Here is a 26,302-nt window from a genome sequence, read left to right on the forward strand (position 1 = left end):
AGGAGGTGCCTAATTAGTGACAAAAGGTGCTAATGGTTACGGAGCAGGATTTGCGTTAATCGTTGTTTTATTTATTCTCCTCATTATCGTTGGATCATCATATGTTGGGGGCTTTGGTGGAGGTTGGTATTAACACCAAGCAGGCAAAAAATATAAAGGAAGGATGATACTGTAATGTTTTACGGTTGTGGTGGGTATGGATCTGGATATGGTTATGGATATTACGGATTTGTATTAATCGTTGTATTGTTTATTTTGTTAATTATTGTAGGAGCTGCATACTGCTGACAAAAATAGGAAAAGACCATCCGTGTCAGATGGTCTTTTTCAATGGGTTATGAACCATTTTCTAATGTCACTAAATATTGAAAAACACGGTTAGCAATTAACTGATATCCAGTAGAATTCGGATGAAGGGAATCACTAAAATACTTTTTCTTCGGTTTATTTATAAATAAATCAATGGTCGGTACAAAGTATGTCTTTTCGATTTTTCCAAGTATATTTACTATTCCATAATTCCACTCTTCAATAATGGTAAGGATTTCTTGATGATTTTGATATTCCACATAAGGTTGATATAGTCCCAAAACTAAAATTGGGGCTGTATGATTTTCATTTCTAATAATACACAATATTTTCCTTAAATTTGCAGTAAACTTTACTTTACCATTATTCATATTCTTTAAATTCAATTGATTAAATTGGTACCCTGCACTTTTTCTAAAGTCGTTGGTTCCGATAAATAATATGATATAGTCAGCTTTTTTTAATGAGTTCATTATTTGTCTGTCCTGAAGTTGATTCAACAAATTTTCTGTTGTATATCTCGGTATAGCAAAATTATTTACACTCACTGGAAACTTTGTTTTGATTTCTAATGCGTCGCGAAGGCGACCAATATACCCTTTTTTTGAAGGTTCTCCAGTACCGTAAGTGATAGAATCACCGATTGCAGTCAAATGGATCTCCTTAGCAGAGGCAGTGGAACAATAGGTAGAAGTATAGATGATCATTATGAGGAACAATATTAAAATTTTTTTCATAATAAAAACCCCTAATAGTAACCTATTAGGAGTTTGCCCAGATGTATCTGCCTTCATGTAAACGGAATGTTTACCTCTGTTGATGGCTTGTATTATTTAAAAATGAAAATCGCAGCTCGATGATCGGCTGAGAAATTCGTCTGACCATTTTACTCGATAAAAATACGACAAGGAAAATGGACAAGAGGATTAAAACAATAATTTGATCAGAATGATTAATAATGTCTACATATTCACTGTTTCTGAAAAATTTAATAAAAAATCCGTGCAACAAATAAACATAAAGTGTACTAGTTCCCCATTGTGTAAAAAAGAATTTTTTTCTTGGAACTAATGCCAAGAAACTAAGTGTAGCCAATAATGTCAAGCAATAAACCCCTATACGGATTAGCCCTCCATTTAAATGGGCAGGTTCCAAGGAATCATACGGTTTCGAACCAAAAAACCATTTATACTCAAATTCAGGAACTAAATAAATAGTGATAAAAATGGAAATCAAGATAAAAAATGATGTAAACCGAAATTTTTTCTCTCGAATCCTTACAAAGTAATCATTATTCAAATAATAACCGAGCAAAAAGAATGGAAAAAATACAAAGGTCCGTGACAAACTTAAATAGCTGTTAATTTCATCAAAATAACCAACAGATACTCCCAATGCTGCCGATATGAGTAAGGCAATTCCGGCCTTCCATTTTGTAAAAACATAAAGCATAACATTCCAGCAAAATAAACTAACTAAAAACCATAATGACCATTGTGGATTAAGTGGATCTAATTCAATGCTTTTGACTTCATTAATAAAGAAGTAATAAAGTGAATAAATTCCTTGAAAAATTAAATACGGAATAAGCAATTTTTTAAATAGCTTTTTAATATATCCTTTTTTTTGAAACCCTTTAGCGAAAAAGCCAGAAATTAAAATAAATGCTGGCATATGAAAAGTATAAATGGTCGTATATATGGTATAGAATAATTTATCTTCTTCAATATAGGATTGAATGAAATGACCAAAAACAACGAAGAAAACTAGCAAGAATTTCGCATTGTCATAATATGCGTCTCTTGTTTTCATGATCAACCTCCTATATTTAGAATCCTACCATACCCATTTCAATTCATCTATAGATTACGACAAGCTGTAATCTTTTTTGACCTTTTTAAAACCATTGTAATTAATCTGAATTTTCTCAATAAATAAGCGATTATTTTGTTACTTTTTGGTACCAAATTATTATTATGAAATATTAATTTTACGAGAATACCTACCATTACGTAACCAATCCACCTAACAAGTAGAAAAATTTTGGTCAAAAAAATAGGCACCAATAATGGGTGCCCAATTTTTAATATTCTCTTAAGTTAAACCTCCAAATTCTGATTAAACTTACTAAACATTTTCCTTGAATGAACATTAGATGGCTATTGTTAAATCGAGTCTAGAAACGGAAAGTTGTGATATTTCACTTTTCAATATTTGGAAATGGTGGTATGAATCATTACGTGAAAATCAATCGAATCTAAGAACTCATTTATCTCAATATGGAACATCTTATAATTCAAATTAAATTGTAAAAAATGGGCTAAATCTATGGATGAAATGAACGAAGAAAAAGTCATTGTTGGTAAAATCTTGGAGAAATATCTATGCAGAAGTTAATAAAATGTCATGGAAATCTAAAACTGTACTAGATTCTTTGGAATTTATCAAAACCTTATAGTACTCATTCATAAGGTTGTCCAATTCTTGACTGCAAATAATTGTCTCTTTACTTTGCAATCCCTTCACCATTCCGATTGACACCATTTCTTCTCTTTTCTTTCTAATAGCCTCTTCTAAAAATTCTGCTTGACGCATGGCATTATACACCTCGAAATCCCACTAAGTTTGTCTATAGAACAATCATACGTAAGGTGAATTATATCATTTTCCTACCGAAATTGAATGGTTTCGATAAAACAAGTGCTAAAAAGACGAGATATTCTTTAATTCGACAAAAATTCCCATAAACCTTAGCTAATTTTTCTGATTGCGTCTATCATTCATACCAATCAAGAAGAAAATAAAAAGAGTAACCTCCTAATTTTGGTTACTCTTAATAAGAGTTTCAAGTTGTTTCAACTGTTCTTTAAGATCCTCAATTTCCTTCACCTGTCCCTTGAGCGTATCAATTTCTTCCTGCATCTTTTCCTTCTCTTGATCTGACTTAAAATCATCTAATTGTGATTGAAAGTCGGCCTCAACATCTATATCCAGTTGAATAATTGACCCAATAGTTGCCAATGCGTCACCTACAGTAGCTAATGCACCACCAATGATACCTAAAATTACCCCCGTATTGTTAGGTGGCTTATATTTAAATTTACTTAAGGTTTTATAACTATAATCAACTTCTTCTTGAGGGAGAAGAGGGGTAATGTAAAGCCTTTTATTTTTATTTCTATTTTTATTCATGAACTCACCCCATAACTATATATTATATAAGGACTAGTTAGCACCATTTCATTCATCCAATGAATTTAACCCTGTTCCTGTTATAAAGCTTTATAATCTAATTGTTTTTACCAATGTCATATTTTGTCATCTTTCGAATCATTGGTTGGGTTATTGCATTTTTCATTCTTTTGGTTCTTTTATTTTTTGATTTTAAGCTTTCTGTAGCTTTTTATTTTCTATACAACTACAATCCCTTATGCATATTACATCTCAGTTGGTGTTAACTAAACTAAATTGTAAAACAAGTTTTTCACACCATTCCCGATTATTACACATAATGACCCCTCCCCAATATCTGTAGCTGTTATATGTTATGCCGAAAGGGCTAATGTTGTATCAAACACATCTAATCTTATGTACTTTAAAGCCATGTCTTCATGAACAAAACTCTCCGTGAATTATATCCCACCTAATTAAATATACTTGATCGAGTCTAATGCTATATGATTATTTCCTGTTTTCCTACAAGTTTTGCTAATTCTTTCATTCATTCGCCCTAAAATACAAATGGTTCTTCCTATTTCTTTTCACCATCGTAGTGTAACTGCAGTGGAATTTGAGATCATAAAAAAACACCACTAAATCAATAGTGATGTTCCTTAAAAAAATTAATGATTTATCATTAATGTAATGAGTATCTTGTGTCATTTTTAATCTTTCATTATACAAAGTTCGTAACTCAAATTTTTCCTTAAATCTGATGTAATTGTTGCTTAAAATCAACAAAATATTTGATCGAATCAGGATTTATTAATGATCCTATATTTACTGCTTTCTCAACAGGAGTTCCCATTAATATTTTCTTTATAGGTACTTCGAGTTTTTTTCCATTTAGCGTTTTCGGCAATTCATCTACTGGATAAATTTCATTAGGAACATGTCTAGGTGAACAATAGTGGCGAATGGCTTGTTTGATACGGGTTTTGAGTTCATCAGAAAGTTCTGCTCCCTCCTTCAATACAACAAACAATGGCATATAGGATTCATCCTTACGAATGGGAAGATCCACTACTAAACTATCCATTACCTCTGGTATTCTTTCAAGTGCACTATAAATCTCACTTGTCCCCATCCGAATTCCTCCACGGTTGATGGTCGCATCCGAGCGGCCATAAATAATGCCACTCCCTCTCGAGGTTATTTTGATGAAATCACCATGCCTCCAAATTCCAGGATATACATCAAAATAGCTCTCCTTATATCGTTCACCATTTTTATCATTCCAAAAATAAATCGGCATCGAAGGCATCGGTTCCGTAATGACGAGTTCCCCAATTTCGTTTACTAATTCTTGTCCTAAGTCATTAAATGCTTTTACAGCTGCTCCCAGGGAAGGAGCCTGTAATTCTCCTGAATGTACAGGCAGTAAAGGAGAACCACCGATAAATGCTGTACAAAGATCGGTTCCTCCACTTGTTGATACGAGCCAAATATCTTCTTTAACCTTTTCATATACCCATTCAAAACCACTTACAGGAAGAGGAGATCCTGTTGAACCAATACTCTTTAGGTGAGAAAGGTTAAAATGTTCTTTCGGATGAATATTTGCTTTCATACATGAAGTGATATAGCTTGCACTCGTTCCAAACACGGTCATTTTAGTCGATTCAGCAAACCGCCATAAGGTATGGAAGTTTGGATAACCTGGGTTTCCATCATATAAGAGAATCGTTGAACCAACAAGCAGTCCGCTGACAACCACATTCCACATCATCCATCCGGTAGTTGTATACCAGAAAAAACGATCGTCCGTCTTTAAATCCATATGCAGACCGATCATTTTTAGATGTTCAAGTAAAATTCCGCCGTGACTTTGAACGATTGGTTTAGGCTTTCCAGTTGTTCCAGATGAATAAAGGATCCATAGCGGATGATTAAACGGAACCTGTTCAAACACAAGCTTTTCTGCATTTGCTTGCATCAATTGTTCCCAAAGAACAGCATTAGATAGTTCTTCAATATTTGGGTTTTTATTTAAATAAGAAATAATTATCGTTTTTTCTAAAGTAGGCAACTCGGCTTGGATTTTTTTTATCAGTGGAATCCTGTCAAAGTCTTTCCCACCATAACGATACCCATCAACCGCAATTAATACTTTCGGTTCAATTTGTTTAAAGCGATCTATGACACTCATGATACCGAACTCTGGTGCACAGCTTGACCAAATTGCTCCTAAACTTGAGCACGCCAAAAATGCCACGATCGTTTCGTGAATATTGGAGGCATATGCTACCACACGATCGCCTTGTTTTACTCCTAATGATTTTAAGTAATTAGCTATGATTGCCGTTTGTCGTTTTAGTTCCCCCCAAGTGATTTCCCCTTGCTTTCGAATCTCAGATTCATAGATGATCGCTGACTTATCCGCCATTTCATTACGAAAAATGTGTTCGGCATAGTTTAATGTCGCCCCAGGAAACCACTGTGCTCCTGGCATTTTCCTTCCAGTCAAAACCTCATCATACGGCGTTTTCGCCTGGATTTTATAGAAATCCCAAATTGCTGCCCAAAAAGCTTCGATTGATGTAATTGACCATTTCCATAATTCATGATAGGTTTCGAAAGATAATCCACGAGTTTTCTTAAGCCACAACATAAATTTTTTCATATTTGATTCATCTTTAAATTGTTGGCTAGGCTCCCATAATAATTTTCCTTCCACCTTTTCAATCGTCATTCCCATACCTCCATCACTGGTTGTTCGTTTCATACTCGTCTTTCTAATAAAAAGCTTTTAATAACCATATACGAGTCAGGAATGACGTTTTCCTTCTTGAATATTCAAAAAATAAAATGTTTTTTAAAATTAAAAACCAGAAAATATCCTCTTAACAAAATGTCTGTATACTAATATTTCTAGCTAAGCAAGGGTGCGCACATGTTCTTTTAATCTACTTATATAGGAATCACTTAAAATACCCCTTCCCCCACGAATAATTTCCTCTAAATAATGATCGGGCGGAGCTGTTTCCGGATCCTTATCTACTACGATAAAAGTTAATACATCTTTAACAATTTGTCCGTCCATTTTCACATCAATTAAAGCGGGACGATAGAGACGGATATCGACTCCTTCGCGTTGATATAAATAATGGAGACATTCACGTGGGACCTCATAAACTTTCCCTTCCACAATTCCTCCATTTTCTACAATGTCCGCCCGGCCACCGTCAGGAAGCTTTTTTGTAAAACGCAAACTATATCCAAGTATCCCTCTTCCTATCAATTTTTGGAAGTAATGATCAACATTTGCCAGTTTGAACCGTGCATGATCCATGCAACTACCATATGCATAATAAAGAACATTCCCTTTTTGCTTCTCAAATTGATAAATTTTCCAATCACCTGAAGGTATGGCTGTTTTCAGCATGAATTCATTTTGTTTAGTGATGAAATAAGTATAAGCCTCTGTTTCCCCACGGTCATGATAAATCATTTTCTTTTTCCGATCATACAAGTTGTTGTCCCTGTTTTCTTCATGTTCCTCTAACCTATCTAATCTACTTAATTGTTCATCTGTTACAAGATATAATTCACCATAGACAGTACCTTCTGTCGATTCCAATAATGCTGGGTAACCATCTTCTGTATCATAAAGTCTTCCTTTTGTCCAAGCTTGCTCAGAAATTAAGACGGAATCTTTAAGTAAATCATGATATTTAGCATGTCTCCTAAGGTTCCATAGACAAAAACATACTGTTGGTTCATTTGGCCTCTCCTCTCTCTTTATTTGATTTTCTACTTGGCATCCACCATTTTTACCTTTAGTGTTGGTTTTCGATAAATTCTGTAATTAACCTGTTTAACTCCCCAGCTGATTTCGTAGGTATTTGGTGCTTCTCTTTAATCAATTTCAGTTCATTGCTTGACAATCTTTCTTGTAAAATTCTTGCATATTTATGGAATGCTTTATCCTTTTTTCCGTATACAAGTAACACTGGATGATGGATAGTATGTAATTGATTCGTACAATTATATTCTAGGCTATAATTATAATACTGGGCTATATTTTTAGCGTTACCTTTTCTTGCTTCTTGGTACATATTTGTAAAAATTTCTTTTGTATTGGAATTCCCCCATGATATGCCTAATGCCAAAAATCCAATTGCTCCTGCATTCGCAAGTGTCCGTGCGAGCCAAATTCTTTTTTCGTTGTACAAATCATATACTTCTGACATTCCACTAACAATAATGCCGCCAAATGCTCTGTCAGGTTGGGATAATAAAAATTCCAAGACAATCGATCCACCAGTAGAATATCCACACACATACGTTTTTTGAATCCCCAAATGATCCAACAGCTTTTTCATATCATTTACGATTAGTCGATAGGTAATAGGCTCATTCGAAAAAGTGCTCCGTCCATGACCTCTTATATCAAAAGTGATCACCTTAAATCTCTTTGATAATTCTTCCACTTGGTATTTGAAATTGGCACTTGTTAATAATGGAGGATGAATAAATATAATTGGAGTCCCCTCACCCATAACATTGTAGTATAGACTGCTTTCTCCCAAATTGAGTAATGACATTGTTTTTCACCTAATTTAATGAATTTCAAAATTAAAATTGATCTTCTATTATCATTCCTCTATTGTTTCGAAATCATACCGATTCCCAAACTTGTATTAGTTGCTGTCAATAGTAACAAGAAATGTGTTTGAAATCCCTTCCGAATGAAAATACGACTTTATTAAAATATCTGAAGATTTTTTGTATGATTTTGTAATAAAATAACGATGGACTATTTTTCAAAGCCTGCTATAATGCAATAATATAGAATACATTACACATATTAAAGGTGGGCATTATGGGGAACACTTGTAGATATGTTGTCAATGCTCTCGGTAAGGGCGGGGAAACATATTATACACAATGTAAGGACAAACAAGAATTAAAGAAATGGATTGCAGATAACCAAGATAAACTAATTATGGATGAACTAAAAATTACAGACAAAAATCAAAATCCATTGTTAAAATTATTGGGTATAAAAAAATTTTATTAATTCAATACAGCATATGACCTCTTCCCAAATCAATCGTTTTTAGACGTATCATGTTTCTACTGAAATCCTATCTTATGGTGAACTAAGAAATCTCGCTACTAAGATGCTTATAGACAATTCTCGTTATCTATAATAATACCTTTGCACATTAAAAAGACGCCATTCATATTATGGCGTCTTTTCTTCTATTATGAGTCTATAAGTTTTACAGATGTAAATTTATTTTTTTGGATGTAAATAAGCCTTGAAGATAGCGCAATGCCAGCTGCTAATAGTCCAAGTGTTAGCCCGATCCAATAGCCTCTTGCTCCAAGTCCAGTATAGTGTGATAGAAAGTATCCCGCAGGAAGACAAATAAGCCAATAGGCAATTAAAGTCATGATGAATGCGAGATTGACATCTTTGTATCCCCGTAAAGCTGCCTGTGCGGTTGCTTGAATAGCATCGGAAATCTGAAAAAACAGGGCATAGATTAAAAAATGTGCCGTTAAATTGATCACAGCTATCTCATTAGAGTAGAATCCGGCAACCTCGTATCGGAATATCACAACCAATAATCCCGTTACAATAGCAATGATGACAGCTATAGCAATCCCTAACCAACTATAGGCACGGGCATCTTTAAAGCGTTTTGCTCCCACCTCATATCCAACCAATACCGTCAGTGCCATAGAAATGCTAATCGGAATCATGTATAAAAACGATACAATATTAAGTGCCGATTGATAGGCTGCAATAGTCGTAACATTGTATTTACTGATTAAAATCGTAACGACCGCGAACATACTCGTTTCAAAAAATGTAGACAACCCCATTGGAATACCGATTTTTAATATCTCCTTACATTTCTCCCAAGTGAACATTTGCATATTAGAAAAAACCCTATAATTGGAAAATGGATCTTGGGTTTTGACGATTATCACTGTAAAAAGCAAAATTACCCAATAGGTAATCGATGTGGCATAGCCTCCACCTGCACCGCCCAGTTCCGGAAAACCCCATTTTCCAAAAATCAGTACATAATTAAATAAAAAATTCAGCGGAAGAGCAGACAGCAAAATAAACATAACTACTCGTGTTTTTCCCAATGCATAAATAAAAGATCGAAGAACGTTATAAACGAATAAGGGAAGGATACCATAACTTAAGCCAACTAAATAATCATAGGCTGCCGATTGAACACGAGGAGATAGATTCATTTTTTCTAATATGGGATTCAACCAAAACATGCCGCTAACAATAATAATGATCGTTATGAATAATGAGAGGTATACTCCATGACGAACAACAGAAGTAACCTCATGGTTTTTTTTCTGTCCTAAATTTTGCGCGGCAATTGGGGACACTGCCATAAGGATGCTACTTAATCCAGTAAAGATTGGACTCCAAATAGATGAACCAATGGCCACTCCTGCCAAATCAGAGGAATGATATTTACCAGACATAATGTTATTAAAAAATACCATGGAGAACATTCCAAGCTGCGTAATTAAAATAGGTATCAACAGAAGGAAGATTTGATTCGTTTTTTGTTTTAGTGTATAGGTCTGATTCATGACCATTTCTCCTTATAAATTTTTACTGCAAAATATTATTTTACTTTATAACCTTATAAAATGACTACCCCAAAAATTGGAATACAATGGTTATCCCCCTACGCTCATACAAATGAATAATGATCATCTAAATAATAACACTTCAAATATGGAATAATTCTCCTTTTAAACTCCCTAAAAAAAATGGGACTGAAAGAGTCCACATTATTTTTTGACGATTTTGGAAGGATTGTTAATTTTATATAGGACTGGAGCTTCTACTATGTATTCATCTGGTACATCTTTCCCTTTTGCAAGCTTTTTGGCGACCACTTTTCCGTCAAACTCCAGCTGATCTCCCTTTGCCAGTTCGAATTTTTTCAATGTTTTACTATGGCTACACCAAGCAAGACCTAGTTCCAAAGGATTTTCCTGTTCGATTTGAACATTTTTGAGAACAACGACTTCATCATTTTCTTCACTAAAAGGATTATAAGTTAATGCAAATTGCTTAACGGTTGCAGTAAAGTGAACTTTTCCTGATGGCAAATCAATCTTCTGAGACTGTTCCTTTTCTTTACTGTAGGATGTTTTTTCTGTTTGAGAAGTTTCTGCTCGTCTTTCCTTTTGTACTTTTGCCGAACTTTTTGTGATTTTCACTTCAGATTCATCCATTATTTTTGGTTTATCCTCAGCAAGAATCATACTTTCTTTCCCAAAGCTTGCTTGCTGCATTTCTTTTAAATAGGCCGGATGGATACAGCTGATCTCACCATTTGGAAATTCAATTATGAGAGTATTATTGTTATTTCCATATGTTTCATACCCTTTTATCGTGACATGACATTGAAAATTGCGGTCCTTGTACCAAAATTCTTTTTTGGCAACAGGAAGCCCCCATTCTTTAAGTTTTTCTTTAAAATGGTTCTCATCTTGAAAAATTTCATAGTCTCCTTTAGGTGGGATGTATTGAGTTACTTTCAATTTCTCTATTGACAACGATGACACGTCCTTCCACTTGATTTGTGGTTCCATTATAGCATGGTATACAATCGATGAAACAATTATTAATAAAACTATTTAGGATAACGAAATTAATTGAATTTGGGAAAAATTTCCTATTGATCAAAAGATAAACAATGACTGACTACTTTTACGCATTCAGATTCCTCCTTTTGAATATAAAATTAATATGAACACCACCCCTAAAATTTTTTATTATGAAGGGATTGGTTCATATTGATAAATAAACCGAGCCAAAGCATTCATATTCTTTAAAAAGACGAATGGATGAATTGGGGGATAAATATGATCAGGATAAATGGGGTTATAGTGAAACCTGAAGACTTATACAGAGTATTCACAAAAAGTGAACATAAAAACATCATTAAAAAAATGGCCACTTACCAAGTCATTTATGATTATCCAACAATCAATCAGTTAAGATTTGAATTATTCTTTAGAAGCAATACAATGAAAGCTGCCCGAGATCTAAATGGGAGCGGCTTGAAATTTACAACTTTCCAATATGCGTTTTGCAATAGAGAATTTTGGGATCGTACTAGTAGTGGTGGCTTTTTGCTCAAACCTAATGTTAGACCTTCCACCGCCATACTTGACATTTTAAAAAACGGTTCACTTTATGCGACTGAGTGTGCTACAGGAATCGCGATTGTCCTTTATCTGGCAGCTCTCTACTCAATTGGAAGCGCTAGATTCGATAGCTTGTATAGGCGACTATATTTAAGAGATTGGGAATTTGATGATGACCTTCCTGTTATTCATAAATACGGTGATGATTTTCTCCCGGGTGACGTATTACATTTTAATAATCCGGATTTTTCACCAAAAGAGGCGCATTGGCGTGCCGAAAATGTCGTCTTTTTTGGAAATGATCAATACTATGGTCATGGTGTGGGCATCCGTGACGCAGCAACCATCATCCACTTCCTCAATTCCAAAAGAAAACCAAACGCCGAAATATCCGCCTACCTTATGAACCTCATCACCCGACCATACTATCCATACTTTTTTTCCTAATAAATGATGAAAGGTGTCAAGCACCATGAAATTTTTACATGGTATTTGACACCTTTTTGGTTCTTATTATAGATTTTTGAAGGCTTCTTTTGAGTTTACTTTTTCTTTTATAATGTTATATTTTTGGAGCCACTGGGTGACATTTTCCCAGGTTTGTGGGTCTTGGTATCCGAATGGTTTTTCTCCTGCGTCCATTAGTGGTAACAATATTTCAAGGCTTTTCTTTTCGATCTCTTTATCTAGTGGAGAGGATTTGTCCTCTTGTTTTATTAATAATTCCAATGCTTCTTCAGGATGTTCTGTTACATACTTTTGTCCTTTCGCAGCGGCTTTCATAAACTTCCTAAATACTTCTGGTTTTTCCTGTAATCCTTTCTCACTGGCAACCATTACTAATTCATAGTAGTTAGGAACCCCATAGTCAGCCGGATCAAACGTACGAATAGGATATCCTTCTTTTTCTATTAATAATTTTTCATGATTAATGTAAGCTCCCATTAATGCATCTGTTTTCTTTGTTGCTAACGCAGGGATGAGATCCCAACCGACATCAACCATTTCTACCTTATCCGCATTTCCCCCATCAGCATCAACCATGGTCTGAATAATGGCTTCGTCCAACGGGATCGATGGATAGCCAACTTTTTTCCCTGCTAAATCCTTTGGTGATTGGATCGAGCTATTATCATGAACCATAATGTGATTAAGTGGTTTGCGTACAATGGCAGCAAAAGATTGAACTGGAATGTCCTCCGCACGCGCTACAATAACCTGTGGCTGGTAACTAATGGCCATGTCGACTTTTCCTGCCGCCACCAATTTTAACGGATCATTTGTGTCAGCAGGCATTTGGATATCTACATCAAGCCCTTGTTCTTTAAAATATCCCTTTTCTTTTGCCATAAAAAGAAAGGAATGAACGGCATTCGGATACCAATCCAACATCAACGTTACTTTCTCAAGCTTGGACTTGCCACCTTCTGATACCTGACTTGAATTCTCTTTCCCACAGGCACTAACTACCAACAATATTAAACTTACCATAATCAGCATTATTCTCTTCATCAAAAGCATCCTCTCTTGCCGCTAACGTAATTTTTTCTTTAAAATCTGTTTTTCTATAAAAGAAATACACAAGAACAATAATAGTCCCATTAACGAAAGCAGGAAAATCGCAGCAAAAACTGCGTCTGCTTGCAGATTGCTTGACATTCTACGGCTAAAATACCCTAATCCTTCGCTCGCCCCGAGCCATTCGCCAATCGTGGCACCTACCACACTATACACAACCGACATTTTTACACCAGACAAAATGGATGGCATCGCCATTGGGAGCTGAACTTTTTTAAATATCATCCAGCGGTTAGCCCCCATTGACATTAATAATTCACGGTATTCTTGTCCGCCTGATTTCAAACCATCATATGTACTAACCACAATCGGGAAAAATGCGATTAAAATAGTAACTGCTACTTTACTCCAAATGGTATATCCAAACCACATAATAAAGATGGGAGAAATCGCAATCAGTGGAATCGTTTGTGAGATGATTAGGAAAGGATAAAGTATTTTCTCTAAAACTTTAGAAAAGTACATTCCGATTCCTAACAAAAGTCCCCCTGATAATGAAATCCCAAAACCAATCAGTACTTCATTTAAAGTGGCAGGTACGTGCTCTATCATTAAAAGCCGATTATTTTCAACGAGTGCATGCCATATTTTCGAGGGTGAAGGTACAATAAACGATGGCACCATCCCTTTGACAACTACCCATTCCCATAGGCTGATCAAGCAAATAGCCACCAATAAAAATAAACCATATTCACTTATCCAATTTTTCCATTTAGTTGTCATGATGTATCAATTTCTCCAGTTCTTTTCTCATTTCTATCAACTCTGAATGATAAATTTGTTCTGTACTTCTCGGTCTGGCTAAATTGACTATCCTCTCTTGTACTCGACCATCTTTTATTAGAAAAATTCGATCACTTAATAAAATCGCTTCTTCTAAATCATGGGTGATAAACAATACTGTCTTTTTTAATTCTCCCCACAAACCTAATAGCCAACTATGTATGTTCCGTTTTGTCATAGAATCAAGTGCACCAAATGGTTCATCTAATAATAATAGATCCCTGCCAGTCATGAGAGTTCTTAAAAATGCTACACGCTGCCTCATTCCACCAGACAATTCATCTGGATAAGCATTTTCATATTGAGAAAGATCAAAACGGGATAACCATTCCTGAATTACCGGCAATTTCTTTCTCCAATCTTCTTTAAGAATTTCACACGGAAGCACCACATTTTCCAATACGGTCCGCCATGGAAGCAGGAAATCTTTCTGTGGCATATAACCAACACTTCCTAATCGTGAGCCGGACTTTTTTCCTTTAATCTGGATTTCCCCCTCATCAGGTTCAAGTAAACCGTTAATTAATTTAAAAAGAGTACTCTTCCCTGCTCCACTTGGACCGATGATAGAAACAAATTCACCAGCCTTTACATCCATAGAAAGTTGGTAAAAAATAGGTTTGCTCTTACCGTCAAACGAAAAACTCAAATCTTTAATACGAAGAATGGATGAATCAGACAGGCCAATCACCCCCGTCATAAACCATATCCCAAAACATGTATTCAAACCTAGATGTGGTTAGGAAGTGTTCCTCTAAGACAACCAACTCTCGTTCTGGTTTACCTTCTGCCAAACGATCGATTAAATCGATTAGCCATTGTGCTAAAGAACCAAATTCTTCAGATGAGTACATTTTCACCCAATCCCCATAAAAAGGATGGTTAATCGAATCTGGATAAGTTTCTACCAACCTTTTGCCAATTTCCCAGTAGCTCCACATACAAGGAAGGAGGGATGAGATTAATTCTTCAAGAGAACCATTTTGAGCAACGTTTAACATATAACGAGTGTAGGCCAAGTTGATAGGTGTTGGTTTCGTATTCTCAAGATCCTGTTCGGTTATACCAAATCTTTTTGCATAGGCCCGATGTAGGTCCATTTCACCGTGCAATGTTTCGTGGAGTAGTTTTGCAAAAGCCGCCATCGTTTCAATGTTTTTGGCTTTTACCGTACCTAACGCAAATAATTTTGAATAATCGATAAGAAACACATAATCCTGTTTCATATAACGAATAAATGATTCGACAGGAAGATCTCCTTTACCTAACCCGACAACAAACGGATGCTCATGTGTTTTATCCCATATCCCGTTTACTTTTTCATGAAGCCTATATGAAAATTTCATAACTATCATCCTCCTTTTCCATCATTCGTATCCAATCTAATTTGAGTCATTCCTCTCCCCTTGCTTACGGGTATTACACCACTCAGCTATAAAGACGGCCAACACCTTCGTAAAATCTAACAATTGCTGTATTTCGACCTTTTCATTTACGGCATGTGCATCCTCCAATTTGCCCGGACCAAAGATTGACGTTGGAATACCTGCACGACCTAACCAGCCAGCATCCGTAACCGTTGTCGACATTCCCACAATTGGATTTTGATAAATCATTTTTTCGTAAGATTCGACTAATAAACGTGTACCAGGATGATCCCGATCCAACTCTAACGAAGGAAAAACTTCTCCGTGGTCAATGATCATTGATTTTCCACCCCAAACAAATTGCGGTGGATTTTCCCGAAGCCAAGGATCAGATGCTGCAACAGCCATGATGTGCTGTTCAATTTCCTGGATTATGTCTTCATAATCCTCGTTAGGATAAAAATGAACAGTTATCCATAAGGAACATTTGTCAGCGACAAATGCCGCATGTCTACCACCTTCAATAACAGCAGGATTAATGGTATTTGTTCCTGGAGGAAACCCCTCATAGCGTTTCGTTATCGCCCAATGACGTTCAAGTTCCTGAAGGCCAGCGATAATTTTCATCATTTTTTCAATTGCACTTGCCCCATTTACACCTCCACCTGCATGGATCATTTTTCTTCTCATTCCATCATGATAAGTTTCTTTGCTTTCAATGGTGATCCAACCTGTGATGACTCCACCCTGGCCTTGGATATGTAAATTGCTTGAATCCACCACTACAGCATAATCGGCTGTATAGCCCCTCTCCAAACAAGATAAGGTGCCGGCCTCACCAACTTCTTCACCAATCACAGATTGAAATTGCAAATCTCCCTGCAAAGTGATGCCAAGTTCTTTTAAAAGTTTAATAGCTATTAAGGATGCAGCAATGCCTCCCTTCATATCTGAAGTCCCTCTGCCATAAACATAAGAATCTGTAATTCTAGCAGTAAATGGGGATGAACTCCATTCCGAATCATCGCCAACTTCGGCTACATCTACATGTCCATTGATAATTAAGCTATTATATTCTTTTGAGTCTTTTCCCTGTAAAATACCGACAACATTATGATCACCAGGATAAACTTCCCACATATCCGTCTGAAAACCTAAATTTTCTAAATAGGTTTTAATAAATTCCTGAATTTCTGTGGTATTCCGTCCGGGAGGACTCACGGTCGGGAATGCAATAAGTTTACTTAACAAGTTGATTAATTCATCTTTTCTAGCTTCGACTTCTTGCGAAATTGCTTCAGCCAATTGATTTACAACGATGGACATGTTCTTCCTCCTTAATCAATAATGAAAAACCCGCTCACCTATATGAAGATAGGGAGCGGGTTACAAAATAGCTAGCCACTTCCCTACGCTGGAATAAACCAGATCAGGTTCAAAGGGTTCGGAAATTCAATTGTTCCATCTCAAGCCAATATGGCTACCCCTAGTGTTTCGTTATTTAATTTTTATCATGCTGGACAATGTCCTTTTTAGTAGAAAACAAGACATTTTTCTTTAAGAAAATACCTAAAATGATAAACCCAAGCAGGGCTCCAGCAAAAGAGCTAAAAATGAAAAGAGGAATAAATCCAAACAAAGTTGCTTCTTGCCCAAGTAATAATGTAGCAATCGGATAAGAAAGGAGGGCTCCAAGAATTCCCGTTCCGATTACTTCTCCCAAAAATGCCATAAATAGTTTCCTAGTTTTCCAAAATAGTAGTGCTGCTAACAATGCTCCAACCATACTACCTGGAAAGGCAAAAACAGAACCGGTTCCCATAAGATTTCTTAGTAGAGACACGCCAAACGCTTGAGCGACAGCATAATAAGGTCCTAATAGAACAGCTGATAACACATTTAAGAAATGTTGTACTGGGAAAATTTTTGTAAATCCAATCGGGATCACAATTAAACTACTTGAAAGTGTTCCAATTGCAATCATCATGGCAGTCAATGTCAGCTTATATGTGTTGTTCATCTATTTTTTGCCTCTTTCATACTCAAATATCTAATGTATTGGCTACATGCTTCTGTAATCGAATAAAATTTAGTCAGCCTCAGCTTGTTGCCAATTTATATTACCTTTTCTACTGACTCCACTCTTTTCCTTAAGATTTTTGCAGCTTGGTATGGTGAACTCGCATGGCTAATAGCTGAGATGACAGATATTCCGTCAGCTCCTGCCGCCATAACAGTTGAAGCATTTTCGGTTGTAATACCACCAATTCCTACAATTGGGGTGCTGTAACCTTTTCTTCTTAGTTCTTCAATGAGTGTTGTCCCGCGTGATGGTTTTGCATCTTTTTTTGTTTTTGTCGGAAAAACCGGGCCAATTCCAAAATAATCTGCACCATCCTTTAAAGCAGCTAATGCTTCCTCCATTGAATGTACAGAAACGCCCAAGATTTTGTTTCCTATCTTTTCCCTTACTACACTTGCTGGTTCATCCTCTTGCCCAATGTGTACACCATCAGCATCCAGGGCAAGTGCTAGTTCAATATCATCATTAACAATAAAAGGGATTTGATTCTTCCGGCACAAAGATTGTAGATCTTTTGCCAGATTAAACTTTTCAACTCCAGTCAGCGCTCCATCACCCTTTTCCCGAAATTGAAACATGGTGATCCCACCGTCGATAGCTTCTGCTAATACTTCTCGTGGATCCTTAAAACAATTGGTACTTCCCATAATAAAATAAACCTTTAGCATTTCTCTTAAATGGTTCATGAGTCAATCAACACCTTATTCCTTTTTCGATACGCCCAGTGGTTTGTAGGTCCATGTCCCTGGCCAATTTCAATTTCCTCTTCGATAGCAGCCTGAATAAATTCTTTTGCCTTTGTCACGGCCTCCAATACAGATAAACCTTTCGCCAACCAAGCGGTTATTGCAGCAGAAAACGTACAACCGGTTCCGTGCGTATTTTTCGTCGAAATTCGTTTGCTGGAAAATGTATAAAATTCTTTACCATCGAATAGTAAATCGACTGATTCTGAAGGATCTTCATCATGTCCTCCTTTAAGGACAATATTTTTCACCCCTAAATCAAACAGTCTCATTACCGCTTCCCTTTTATCTTGCGCAGTTCGAATAGACATATCGGTCAACACCTCGGCCTCCGGAATATTAGGTGTTATTACCAAAGCACGAGGTAATAAATATTTTTTCAAAGCTGAAATGGCCTCCTGTTGAAGTAAAGAGGCGCCTCCTTTAGCAATCATAACGGGATCTACCACCACATTTTTCCATTGATATCTTACTAGATGCTCAGAGACAGCTTCTATGATTTCAGCATTAAACAACATTCCAGTTTTAATGGCATCCGTACCCATATCCTCACCGATGGCTTTGATCTGTTGAGAAACTGCCTCCGCTGTCATTGGATAAACTCCGTGAACACCTAATGTATTTTGAGCAGTCACTGCGGTTAACGCGGACATACCGAAAACTTGTAACTCCTGGAATGTTTTTAGGTCCGCCTGAATTCCTGCACCGCCACCACTGTCGGAACCAGCAATTGTTAATGCCTTAAACATTTAAATCAGCTCCTTGTAATTTTTTATAAACGGCTAATTGAATCAATTCTTCCGGTGTAACCATCGCCAGCTGATTCAATAGTTCAATTTGAAAACTACCCGAGCCCTGTTCTGCTGTTTTTTTGGCCGCCTTTTCCGCTGCAATGCCATAAAAAGTTAAAGCAGCCGTTGAGGCACGTAGCAAGTCTTTCTCCACACCAGCAAATGCCGCAATGACAGAAGTTAATAAACATCCTGCTCCAGTCACTTTTGTTAATAGTGGGTGGCCATTTGATACTAAATAGGTTGTAGTTCCATCGGTTATGACGTCATCCTTTCCCGTAATGACCACAACGCAATTAAATTTTTGAGCAGCTTTAATGGCAAGATTAACCACATCCCCATTGGCCTCTCCTGCATCCACTCCTTTAATCTTCCAGTTTTCTCCAACAACATTTGCAATTTCAGCTGCATTTCCTCTAACAATGGATACTTTAACCTCATTCATGATTTTCCTAGCAGTTTCTGTCCTGTATTGGGTGGCTCCTGCTCCCACTGGATCAAAAAGAACAGGTGTTTCTTTTTCATTCGCGGCCTTTCCTGCCAAAATCATGGATTCAACTGTTTGCGGGTTTAATGTACCAATATTCAAAACTAGTGAACTAGCAAGCTGCGCCATTTCTTTCACTTCTTCAGCCGCATAGGCCATTACCGGTGAAGCCCCTAAAGCCAACAATCCATTCGCTGTAAAATTGGTCACAACTACATTCGTGATGTTATGTACTAACGGGTTTACCTCTCTTACTTTTTGTAAAGTTTCCGATAAAACTTTTTTATCCAATAGAACCTCCCCATTTCTAACAAAAAATCATAATAAATGCGCAAGCACCGTGGTTAGCGGCGTATGGCATCCTCCCAAATGCAACCGCTTTAAGTCATAGAATGCTTTTCTACAAAGCTTTCCTTGTGGTCCGATCCGACCGAGAGAAAGATAACACGAAAAGCAATTTGCTTTTCACTGTTGACTGATCATAGGGTGGTGAGCGGAGGACACTAGCCGCTAAAGTGCTTACGCATGAACATTATCGTTGTCGAGAATATTCGTTTTAACCATAAAAAACCAGGTCCAATAAATGGACCTGGATATTTAGAATGAAAAACCGTCAAATTTCACATGGTCTACTTTCCTACGCTGGTATTACCCAGATCAGGTCCAAAGGGTTAAAAACGTTCTCGTTTTCTCTCAGCCCGATCACAGGGCACCCCTAGTAGTGATTAAATATATTCAATTAATTACAATGTTAAACCTAAAAACTAGAATTGTAAAGAACTATGTAGCATTTCATATTTTTATAGTAATCATTTTCCTTGAAGAAAAAGTACGTGTTAATCGTCCATTTGGCATTTGGCCAGATTGATTAATTCCTTTAGTTCATTGTTAACTCCTTTGACCGCTCTATTTCCCATAACAGTAACAGGTACTCCGAGAAAACCATACTTCTCCAATTCCTTTTGATACTGCGGATTTTCAACGATATTACGTGTTTCAAAATCAATTCCTTCCTCGGAAAGAACTTTTTTTACGATCAAACATTCAATACAATCATTCGTAGTATATACAATAACCGGCTTGTTCATGGATAACTACTCCTTTTCATCTACTTAAGTAAATATAACTTATTAATAGACATTCCAACAATAACATCAGCCAATATAACCACATAGACGAAATATGTCTAATCCTGCGCTTTCCCAAGCAATAATTGGAGAATAAACCATTAAATTAAGAAACAAACGCCAAAATGTCCAAATGAAGAATGGACACTTTAGCGTTATATCATTATATAGTGCCAGACACCTATTGTAAATTTTTAGTTATCCCTTTCAAGTATTCATTAATTTCTTTGCGAGTGTCTGGTCTTTGAAGAGCGATGTCAATCGTTGCTTGAATGTAACCGGTTTTATTTCCAATATCAAATCGTTTGCCTTCGAATTTGTAAGCAAGGACAGATTGTTGTTTGTTTAGTTCATTGATAGCGTCTGTCAGCTGTAGCTCTCCGTCTTTCCCGTATGGAAGGTTCTCTAATATATGAAAAATCTCTGGTCTTAACACATATCTTCCCATGATTGCAAGTCTTGATGGAGCCGTTTCTTCTTTCGGTTTTTCTATTAAAGAATTGACATGATATAAATTAGGTTCTATCATAGCTCCTTTTGGTTCGATAATGCCGTATTTACTGACTTCCTTTTTCGGTACTTCTTGAACAGCTAATACTGAAGAATGATAAAATTCATATACATCTATCAGCTGTTTTAAGCATGGGGTTTCAGACATGACAATATCATCACCTAACAATACAGCAAATGGCTCGTCCCCAATAAAACTTTTGGCGCAAAGGATTGCATGGCCAAGCCCCTTTGGTTCTTTTTGACGAATATAATAGATATTTGCCAAATCACATATTTTTTGAACTTCCTCTAATTCCTTCACTTTATTTCTTTTTAAGAGGGTATCTTCCAGCTCATAGGATTTATCAAAATGATCCTCGATCGACCTTTTCCCTCTACCGGTAATAATAATAATCTCCTCAATTCCAGAATCAACTGCTTCTTCAACAATGTATTGAATCGCGGGTTTATCAACGATAACCAGCATTTCCTTTGGCTGCGCTTTTGTTGCGGGCAAAAAGCGCGTACCAAGACCTGCGGCTGGAATAATGGCCTTTCGGACTCTCATAATCTGTCTCCCTTCCACTTAACTCCTTAATTCTTTATATGCAAATAAAAGTAACCTCGTTCATAGAAAAGCGAAAGCACCCTGGTCAGCTGCGTTTGTCCTCCTCCCAAAAGCTATCGCTTTCGATCGTGCGATGCGGATGCTGCCGGAGCCTTCCTTGTGGAGATTCTCCAACTGAGATAAAGGAAACACGAAGAGCCAAAGGCGATTCGATGTTGACTTATCGTAGGGCGGAGAAGGAAGGCGTCTCGCAGCTAGGGTGCTGAAGCTAGACAATTCTCGAAGTCGAAAGGATATTTTCATATTTAATTAGAAAAGCGAAAACTCCCTGGTCAGCTGCGTTTGTCCTCCTCCCCAAAGCTATTGCTTTCAGTCGTGCAATGCGGATACACTCGTATAGTGATCACCAAATGAGAGGACGGAAACACGAGGAGCGGGGAAAATCAATATTGACAGATCGTAAGACGGAGAACGAAGGGGGTTCGTCACTCTGAAGATGGAGCTTGAAATTTCTTAAAGCCGAAAATATCCATTTTTTACTTAAAATAAAGCCCCAGACTCCATGTCTGCAGGCTTCAAAGACTGGCTAATCATGATACCAATTTTTCATTTTTCTAATCTGACGTTCAGCAACTTTAATAATAAACACCTAACTAAGATGAACCTTCTATCCCATGTAATGGTCGATATACTTTCTTAATAAATTTCTCAAGTAATTTAGGTAAAACTTTGTTACGCCTGATGATAAGTGCCGTAACGATTGCCTTTCTCTCTTCATTCGAAACATTCCATTCCTCAGGAATCAAGGTAACAATTTCTTCCATTAATAAAATAGGAAGCGTTTGGATCAGCTCCAATTGCGCGAAAAATTGCTCCTCCTCTTTTACATGCTTTGCTATAAATTTGTGTGTCGTGCTTGATATGATATTTGAGGGCAAATTTTCTAAATCCTCTATCCCCCAATCAAACCCTCCAAATATTTCTGCCTGGTCAATGATCCACAGGTGATAAGTGTTAGGCTGTTCTTCCCTCAACAAAATATTTTTCCTAGTCCGATCCAAATTGCCTACCCAATAATCAAATACAATGATACCAGCTAATGATGATTCATTAACAATCTGTTGAACATCCAACACCTGATGCCCATTTAAGCAGTTAGGAATATAACGTGAAGCAAATTGATACTTTGTGTAGTTTAACTCTGCAAGTTCGGGGATATGGGGGGAAAAGTCTGGAGGAATTTCTACTATTCGGCCAAAAGGAATTGGTAAACCAAGATACCTCCCCAAACAATAACCTACCCATTCATTCACCAATGACTTATTACATTGTGGCTGAAAAAATTTAACCGCATAATCATGACCATCATTAAATGTAATTAAATGATTATTTGATTTCCCATCAAGCTTCATTTGATAATCCGTTGGCTGAATCATTCTCTGTCACCTCACCTACCTGACTCCTGAATTGTTCGATGATGTTAAAGAGTAACTGGACATATTGCTCTGCAACTACATGGATGGCAAATTTTTCATGTACACGTTTAATAGCAGCCTCTGACATACTTTGATGCAATTTAGGATCATCAATAATTTTATATAGTTGCTTTACCGCGTCATCGACATTTTGACCGCGATATAGCAGCCCAGTTTCCCCATGTACTACCAATTCAGTAATCGGTCTAATTCTGGAGGCCACAACAGGTACACCGCTCACCATCGATTCAATAAAAGTATTTCCGAATGATTCTGATTTGGTCGTTGCTAAAGTGCATCCACCAGATTCGCGGATTTTAGCATAAACATGGGGCATTTGCTGATACGGAATTACCGGAAACCACTTTATAATATCAGTAAGTTCTTCCTGTCTCCATACTTCTGCGAATTCGTCTCGCTGAACACTTTGTGCACCGCCTATTAACCAAATCTCCACATCATCTCGTTCATTTTTTATCTTTTTAGCCACCTCTACGAGCATCGGCCAATTTTTTCTTTTATCAATTCGGCCAATCCAGCCGATAATCTTCTTATCGCTAGGTAAGAAAGGCTCATTTGAATAATCAATCTCATCGGCGGGTACTGCCCGATAAAATGATGTATCAACCCCATTGTAAATAACCTTAATCGGAATTCCTTCTGCAAGGATGGATACAAGCCGTTTTTGGTATTCTGATGGAACAATAATCAATTGAGGGGTAATGCCTTTAAACGACTTAAGATGAGGCTGAAGCTTTATTAATTCCGGTGTGCGTGCTTCAATAATGACAGGACCTTTATACTTGGCTTTCCGAATCCACTTATATGCGGCACTTGTATCAACTACAATAATCGCATCATAATTGTTCCGTTTAATAATTTTAATAATCTTCTTATCGTCCTTTGTTAAATAAACTTTAGCTACATCCTCCATAATATGGTAGCCACCATGATCAGTCGTATATAGAAATTCAAGTTCAATTCCATGTTTTTTTAAATATATGGCACGGTTCCGCCATCCAGCATTTACCCCGCCTACTGTGAGCAGACGCCAAATAACGAGTATTTTCAAGTCAGTCTCACCTCACTTATTATAAGATCCACTTTTTTTTCATTCTCATTTTAATAAAAACGACGAGGTTTCATTTTTATTCCAACAACTGCCCCCTCATACCGTTTTTTTGGTACTCCTACATGGTTCGCCTCTCTCAGATTAACTTTGCTCTTTTTAGTATCTCGTATTTTCTTAGATGGTTGTGGTTCCTCTCTTTTTAAGGAATCCCAGTGTTCATCTATTTTTTGCATCACCTTCTCAGGGTCCATTCCTTTAAGTATCATCATTTTAACCCATTCTTCTTTAAAAACTTTATGCACTAGTCCATAAAGCTGTTTAACATATTCCTTTTCATTATCTCTAATTAATAACTTCTCGCATAATTTATCTAGATTTTGTTTTTTAGTAGATTGGTTCATTAATACTTGACAAATTTGTCTAGACAGCTCCTCCATCCGTATATAATGAAGCCACTCATCATATAATTTTGGATTCAGCTCCTTAACGTGAGTAAGAAATTGTTGCTTTATTTCTTCCCCAAAAGAATTCAATAATTTTCGTGGATATGGATATACCCGATCTCGCCAAATCGTCCTTGCCACATCAATCACCTTTAAATTACCGTCTTCCAATAAATAAATTTGGCGTTTATGGTGATCGATCCGTTCAAATCCTATTTCTTTAAACGTCAATAACATCTCAATTAATTTAGCTGACAGCTCCGGTGTCAATGGCTGTGATTGTAGATATTCCCGTAAATCTACACCCTTGATCATATCCATGGCAATATGGAGCTTTCCTTTATCATGGACTTTTGGGAAAAGATTTGTATGTTTCCCCATTGAAAGGGCTTGATATTCTCTTTCACAATCCTCCTTATTACCGAATACCTTTACACAAATATCATCCGTAACTGCAAATACTGCTCCCTGTCGTCCTTTACCAATCATCTTTAATGAACTTTCATTCACTACTTCTACATCCGCATTAGGCACATTTCGGATATGAATTTTTTTTAACTCATTTCTCAAAAAATCTATATCCATATATTCCCTCCCCTTTCAACAAAGAAAAAACAATAATCTAAATGGATAGTTCCCATATACATACACCTATTCCATATAACCTCATAGCTTAATATAGTTAATTCAACTATGTTCAGAATGGTGTAGGCACTTTTCATCAAATTCAAAGATGGTGTCATACACTGCACGTGGACAAAAACCCTAATTTGTCCATATGGAGTGAACAAATCGAGTAGGAGGGGGTGACTAACCCCCGACCTCTCACACCACCGTACGTACCGTTCGGTATACGGCGGTTCTATTAAGATTGACGAAGAAATTCATAACGATCATATAGACTTTTCAACCCTCGTTGGCTCCAGTAGGTGTTCTCGAGGGTTTTGTGTAGAATTGGGCTGCAGGCAATTCTACAATATTTCTTTCTAGAGTTGCCCCATTCATGTGCTTTGTAGTCAGGCACACCTAAACCGATTAGTTTCCTCACGCTCGTTCTAGGATTTTTCCATTGTTTCCACTTACACATTCTCAGCCTTCTTCTTATCCATTTATCTAATTCTTTAAATTTGCTTGGAGTATCGGCTAAAGCGAAGTATCCGCACCATCCTATTAGATATCGGTTTAACCTTTCAATCCTTACTTCCATAGGAAGAGGTTTTGACCGAGAGGTAATCTCTCGAATCTTCATCTTAAAGCGCTTCATACTTTGCTGATCAATTCGTACCTTCGGTTCTTTGTTAATGGTAAAACTGAAGCCAAGAAATTTCCGTTTCCATGGTCGGTCAACTGCTGACTTGTCCCTATTTACCTTCAACTTTAGTTTCTGCTCAATGAACGCCGTAATAGATTCCATTACACGTTCCCCTGCTTTTCGTGACTTTACATAGATGTTGCAGTCGTCCGCATAACGAACAAACTTATGCCCTCTTGCTTCTAATTCTTTATCCAATTTGTCAAGGATGATGTTTGAAAGCAGGGGACTGAGAGGTCCTCCTTGCGGAGTTCCTTCCTCCGTTGATTGTATGACCCCATTAAACATTACACCTGATT

28 protein-coding genes and 2 riboswitches are annotated in these 26,302 nt (G+C 36.8%); of the genes, 4 read left to right on the top strand and 24 right to left on the bottom strand.

The genetic code is table 11. From position 1 onward, the window contains the following. Positions 1-16 precede the first annotated feature (16 nt). Complete coding sequence (locus tag GZA11_RS01225; protein ID WP_081905017.1) at positions 17-133, top strand: YjcZ family sporulation protein; 117 nt, start codon at positions 17-19, stop codon at positions 131-133. A gap of 41 nt (positions 134-174) precedes the next feature. Next, complete coding sequence (locus tag GZA11_RS01230) at positions 175-288, top strand: YjcZ family sporulation protein (RefSeq protein WP_081905016.1); 114 nt, start codon at positions 175-177, stop codon at positions 286-288. Positions 289-335: 47 nt separating this feature from the next. On the opposite strand, the gene GZA11_RS01235 is transcribed toward GZA11_RS01230, so the two are convergent. The 7 genes from GZA11_RS01235 to GZA11_RS01265 form a co-directional block, all read right to left on the bottom strand. After that, complete coding sequence (locus tag GZA11_RS01235; protein WP_163182589.1) at positions 336-1,046, bottom strand: GDSL-type esterase/lipase family protein; 711 nt, start codon at positions 1,044-1,046, stop codon at positions 336-338. Positions 1,047-1,116: 70 nt separating this feature from the next. Then, positions 1,117-2,121: an acyltransferase family protein gene (locus GZA11_RS01240; protein ID WP_038535100.1), complete on the bottom strand. Its 1,005-nt coding sequence runs from the start codon at positions 2,119-2,121 to the stop codon at positions 1,117-1,119. 570 nt (positions 2,122-2,691) lie between these two features. Next, positions 2,692-2,904 carry an aspartyl-phosphate phosphatase Spo0E family protein gene (locus GZA11_RS01245; RefSeq protein ID WP_163182623.1) on the bottom strand — a complete coding sequence of 71 codons (213 nt, stop codon included), beginning with the start codon at positions 2,902-2,904 and terminating at the stop codon, positions 2,692-2,694. 222 nt (positions 2,905-3,126) lie between these two features. Then, positions 3,127-3,501 (bottom strand): DUF3450 domain-containing protein, encoded by a 375-nt coding sequence (locus GZA11_RS01250; protein WP_163182590.1) that lies wholly within the window; start codon positions 3,499-3,501, stop codon positions 3,127-3,129. Between the two features lie 733 nt (positions 3,502-4,234). Beyond that, a complete protein-coding gene (locus GZA11_RS01255; RefSeq protein WP_235924768.1) occupies positions 4,235-6,220 on the bottom strand; it encodes an acetoacetate--CoA ligase in 1,986 nt (661 codons plus the stop codon). 183 nt (positions 6,221-6,403) lie between these two features. After that, on the bottom strand, positions 6,404-7,273 hold the full coding sequence (locus GZA11_RS01260; RefSeq protein ID WP_163182625.1) for a gamma-glutamylcyclotransferase: 870 nt from the start codon (positions 7,271-7,273) through the stop codon (positions 6,404-6,406). A gap of 34 nt (positions 7,274-7,307) precedes the next feature. Further along, positions 7,308-8,075 carry an alpha/beta fold hydrolase gene (locus tag GZA11_RS01265; protein WP_038535093.1) on the bottom strand — a complete coding sequence of 256 codons (768 nt, stop codon included), beginning with the start codon at positions 8,073-8,075 and terminating at the stop codon, positions 7,308-7,310. A gap of 278 nt (positions 8,076-8,353) precedes the next feature. Here GZA11_RS01265 and GZA11_RS01270 point away from each other — a divergent pair, with 278 nt between their 5' ends. Next, entirely contained in the window at positions 8,354-8,551 is a 198-nt protein-coding gene (locus GZA11_RS01270; RefSeq protein ID WP_038535090.1) for a hypothetical protein, read from the top strand. Positions 8,552-8,739: 188 nt separating this feature from the next. On the opposite strand, the gene GZA11_RS01275 is transcribed toward GZA11_RS01270, so the two are convergent. Continuing rightward, positions 8,740-10,107: an MATE family efflux transporter gene (locus GZA11_RS01275; protein WP_163182591.1), complete on the bottom strand. Its 1,368-nt coding sequence runs from the start codon at positions 10,105-10,107 to the stop codon at positions 8,740-8,742. A 204-nt stretch (positions 10,108-10,311) separates the two neighbouring features. After that, complete coding sequence (locus GZA11_RS01280) at positions 10,312-11,085, bottom strand: hypothetical protein (protein WP_235924770.1); 774 nt, start codon at positions 11,083-11,085, stop codon at positions 10,312-10,314. 309 nt (positions 11,086-11,394) lie between these two features. On the opposite strand from GZA11_RS01280, the gene GZA11_RS01285 reads away from it, so the two are divergent. After that, positions 11,395-12,126 (top strand): protein-glutamine gamma-glutamyltransferase, encoded by a 732-nt coding sequence (locus GZA11_RS01285; RefSeq protein ID WP_163182593.1) that lies wholly within the window; start codon positions 11,395-11,397, stop codon positions 12,124-12,126. Between the two features lie 66 nt (positions 12,127-12,192). Here the strand turns inward: GZA11_RS01285 and GZA11_RS01290 are convergent, their stop codons facing one another. The 15 genes from GZA11_RS01290 to GZA11_RS01360 all read right to left on the bottom strand — a co-directional run. After that, positions 12,193-13,191, bottom strand: coding sequence for an ABC transporter substrate-binding protein (locus tag GZA11_RS01290; protein WP_163182594.1), 999 nt, complete (start codon positions 13,189-13,191; stop codon positions 12,193-12,195). A gap of 21 nt (positions 13,192-13,212) precedes the next feature. After that, positions 13,213-13,980, bottom strand: coding sequence for an ABC transporter permease (locus GZA11_RS01295; protein WP_163182595.1), 768 nt, complete (start codon positions 13,978-13,980; stop codon positions 13,213-13,215). Next, the gene (locus tag GZA11_RS01300) at positions 13,970-14,740 is read right to left on the bottom strand and encodes an ABC transporter ATP-binding protein (protein ID WP_235924772.1); all 771 of its coding nucleotides are present in this window, start codon (positions 14,738-14,740) and stop codon (positions 13,970-13,972) included. The genes GZA11_RS01295 and GZA11_RS01300 overlap by 11 nt, the downstream gene beginning before the upstream one ends. Continuing rightward, positions 14,715-15,386, bottom strand: a complete 672-nt coding sequence (gene tenA / locus GZA11_RS01305; RefSeq protein ID WP_163182596.1) for a thiaminase II — start codon at positions 15,384-15,386, stop codon at positions 14,715-14,717. Before tenA ends, GZA11_RS01300 begins: the two co-directional genes overlap by 26 nt. Before the next feature lie 36 nt (positions 15,387-15,422). Next, positions 15,423-16,733: an acetylornithine deacetylase gene (locus tag GZA11_RS01310; RefSeq protein WP_163182597.1), complete on the bottom strand. Its 1,311-nt coding sequence runs from the start codon at positions 16,731-16,733 to the stop codon at positions 15,423-15,425. 63 nt (positions 16,734-16,796) lie between these two features. After that, a riboswitch (TPP riboswitch) is annotated at positions 16,797-16,905 on the bottom strand. Between the two features lie 3 nt (positions 16,906-16,908). After that, positions 16,909-17,427 carry an energy coupling factor transporter S component ThiW gene (gene thiW / locus GZA11_RS01315; protein ID WP_163182598.1) on the bottom strand — a complete coding sequence of 173 codons (519 nt, stop codon included), beginning with the start codon at positions 17,425-17,427 and terminating at the stop codon, positions 16,909-16,911. Positions 17,428-17,522: 95 nt separating this feature from the next. Then, the gene (thiE, locus tag GZA11_RS01320; protein WP_163182599.1) at positions 17,523-18,176 is read right to left on the bottom strand and encodes a thiamine phosphate synthase; all 654 of its coding nucleotides are present in this window, start codon (positions 18,174-18,176) and stop codon (positions 17,523-17,525) included. Further along, positions 18,173-18,985 (bottom strand): bifunctional hydroxymethylpyrimidine kinase/phosphomethylpyrimidine kinase, encoded by an 813-nt coding sequence (gene thiD, locus GZA11_RS01325; RefSeq protein ID WP_163182600.1) that lies wholly within the window; start codon positions 18,983-18,985, stop codon positions 18,173-18,175. Before thiD ends, thiE begins: the two co-directional genes overlap by 4 nt. Then, entirely contained in the window at positions 18,978-19,805 is an 828-nt protein-coding gene (thiM, locus tag GZA11_RS01330) for a hydroxyethylthiazole kinase (RefSeq protein ID WP_163182601.1), read from the bottom strand. The genes thiD and thiM overlap by 8 nt, the downstream gene beginning before the upstream one ends. Before the next feature lie 326 nt (positions 19,806-20,131). After that, a riboswitch (TPP riboswitch) is annotated at positions 20,132-20,241 on the bottom strand. A gap of 109 nt (positions 20,242-20,350) precedes the next feature. Continuing rightward, complete coding sequence (locus GZA11_RS01335; RefSeq protein WP_038535067.1) at positions 20,351-20,602, bottom strand: glutaredoxin family protein; 252 nt, start codon at positions 20,600-20,602, stop codon at positions 20,351-20,353. Positions 20,603-20,822: 220 nt separating this feature from the next. Continuing rightward, positions 20,823-21,701: a UTP--glucose-1-phosphate uridylyltransferase GalU gene (gene galU, locus GZA11_RS01340; protein ID WP_163182602.1), complete on the bottom strand. Its 879-nt coding sequence runs from the start codon at positions 21,699-21,701 to the stop codon at positions 20,823-20,825. A gap of 653 nt (positions 21,702-22,354) precedes the next feature. Then, entirely contained in the window at positions 22,355-23,137 is a 783-nt protein-coding gene (locus tag GZA11_RS01345; protein WP_163182603.1) for a HipA family kinase, read from the bottom strand. Then, on the bottom strand, positions 23,103-24,248 hold the full coding sequence (locus tag GZA11_RS01350) for a glycosyltransferase family 4 protein (protein ID WP_163182604.1): 1,146 nt from the start codon (positions 24,246-24,248) through the stop codon (positions 23,103-23,105). Before GZA11_RS01350 ends, GZA11_RS01345 begins: the two co-directional genes overlap by 35 nt. Before the next feature lie 50 nt (positions 24,249-24,298). Further along, positions 24,299-25,276 carry a serine/threonine-protein kinase gene (locus GZA11_RS01355; protein WP_163182605.1) on the bottom strand — a complete coding sequence of 326 codons (978 nt, stop codon included), beginning with the start codon at positions 25,274-25,276 and terminating at the stop codon, positions 24,299-24,301. 280 nt (positions 25,277-25,556) lie between these two features. Beyond that, a partial coding sequence (locus GZA11_RS01360) for a group II intron maturase-specific domain-containing protein (RefSeq protein WP_268926742.1) occupies positions 25,557-26,302 on the bottom strand: 746 nt, incomplete at its 5' end.

Origin of the sequence: Neobacillus sedimentimangrovi, from assembly GCF_010614825.1 — a bacterium.
GTDB classification, from domain to species: Bacteria; Bacillota; Bacilli; order Bacillales; family Cytobacillaceae; genus Neobacillus; species Neobacillus thermocopriae.